Here is a 1267-nt window from a genome sequence, read left to right as displayed (position 1 = left end):
ATGACTAAGAGAATTTCATCAGAATTTATAAAAACTGGTTTGTTCACAACAGCCTCCATAATCAAAATATTTAAACACATTTTGAAAAAAACGCCTTGACATAGGATTTTTTTTTCGGGGTATGGTGCAAATATATTTTCGATTTTAGAATAAGTCAATATAAATTTTCTAAAATAGAAAAAATTTTTTTAGTGATAGACAAATAGTCTACACAAAAAAGTGATCTAATTTTCATTTAAATGTGGAGAAAATTCTATAATGAAGCAATCTAAAGAAGCTTTAAAAATATTTTCGTCATTAACAAATGAGCAAAAAAGGGTGGTTATTTTTCATCTGCTTCTTGCAAAGAATGTAAAAAAGAAATGACAGCTTTTCTATGTTCTGGCTTTGCCGAAGAATATAATTTTAAAAAATAATCATCACAATTATCGGGTATAAAGTGAGGGGGGAGAGCTTTAAAAAATGAAGTTAATCTAACGAGTTCATCCGCAGATATATTCCTACTTTCTTTATCATCATCAACAGAAAGCATTTTAGAGACAACAGATGTATGAAGTCCCATATGTTTAGCTAGTTCAGTTCGGGACCCATGACCCATTATTTTAAGTTTTTCATTTGCCCAAATTTTTATTTCTTTTTGAATATCCATACTTATCAATATTCCTTTTGTTTTAAAAAATATCAATATTTCTATTTTAGAAAAAATGTTGACAATTTTTCTATAATCGAATAAATGCGCATTTGATAAATAGAGAAATTAAGATGAGTATCAAAAATTCAGCAGCTACGATTATAAAGTATTTAGGCGGGGCAAAACGTGTGTCGTTGATTTCTCAATGCCATGTGTCTGCTGTTTATAAATGGACTTATCCTTTAAAAAAACTAGAGGGTAAAGGCGGAATTATACCGGCTAAATACCAAATTATGCTTTTAAATTATGCGCGTGAACATGGGATAGATTTACGTCCAGAAGATTTTTTTTATCCAGAGCGCTTGCAGAGACTAATGCAAGAGCAACAAACACCCCCCATGTCGAAATTTGCAAAAAGTTCGGATGTTCACAGCGCATGTGAACATAGCGACAGTTCGCACCCTTAAGGAGATGATGATGGCTGTAGAAAAAGCTCATAAGAACGATGCTGGCAAGGCGCGTGTTGAATTAATCCCACCGTTGGCACTGATTGAAATCGGTAAAGTTTTAGAGTTTGGGGCAAAGAAGTACGGAGCAAACAATTGGCGTAATGGCATGCACTGGAGCCGGTTTCAC

The 1267-nt window shown here is 33.2% G+C and carries 3 protein-coding genes; 2 read left to right on the top strand and 1 reads right to left on the bottom strand.

The window, feature by feature from the left end; genetic code table 11:
* Window positions 1-322 precede the first annotated feature (322 nt).
* Entirely contained in the window at window positions 323-649 is a 327-nt protein-coding gene (locus tag ABD915_RS09695) for a hypothetical protein (protein ID WP_345117745.1), read from the bottom strand.
* Window positions 650-762: 113 nt separating this feature from the next.
* Here ABD915_RS09695 and ABD915_RS09690 point away from each other — a divergent pair, with 113 nt between their 5' ends.
* Window positions 763-1098: a hypothetical protein gene (locus ABD915_RS09690; RefSeq protein ID WP_345117743.1), complete on the top strand. Its 336-nt coding sequence runs from the start codon at window positions 763-765 to the stop codon at window positions 1096-1098.
* A 10-nt stretch (window positions 1099-1108) separates the two neighbouring features.
* Window positions 1109-1267: dATP/dGTP diphosphohydrolase domain-containing protein (locus ABD915_RS09685; protein ID WP_345117747.1), on the top strand; the 159-nt coding region annotated here is incomplete at its 3' end.

Source organism: Bartonella jaculi (assembly GCF_039543045.1).
Taxonomy (GTDB): domain Bacteria; phylum Pseudomonadota; class Alphaproteobacteria; order Rhizobiales; family Rhizobiaceae; genus Bartonella; species Bartonella jaculi.
The sequence above is the reverse complement of the archived record's forward strand: the minus strand, read 5'-3'. Positions and strand labels throughout refer to the sequence as shown.

Bases quoted from the DNA above. Each gene is read 5' to 3' on its own strand.
- ABD915_RS09695 (WP_345117745.1), bottom strand. From the start codon at position 649: ATGGATATTCAAAAAGAAATAAAAATTTGGGCAAATGAAAAACTTAAA.
- ABD915_RS09690 (WP_345117743.1), top strand. From the start codon at position 763: ATGAGTATCAAAAATTCAGCAGCTACGATTATAAAGTATTTAGGCGGG.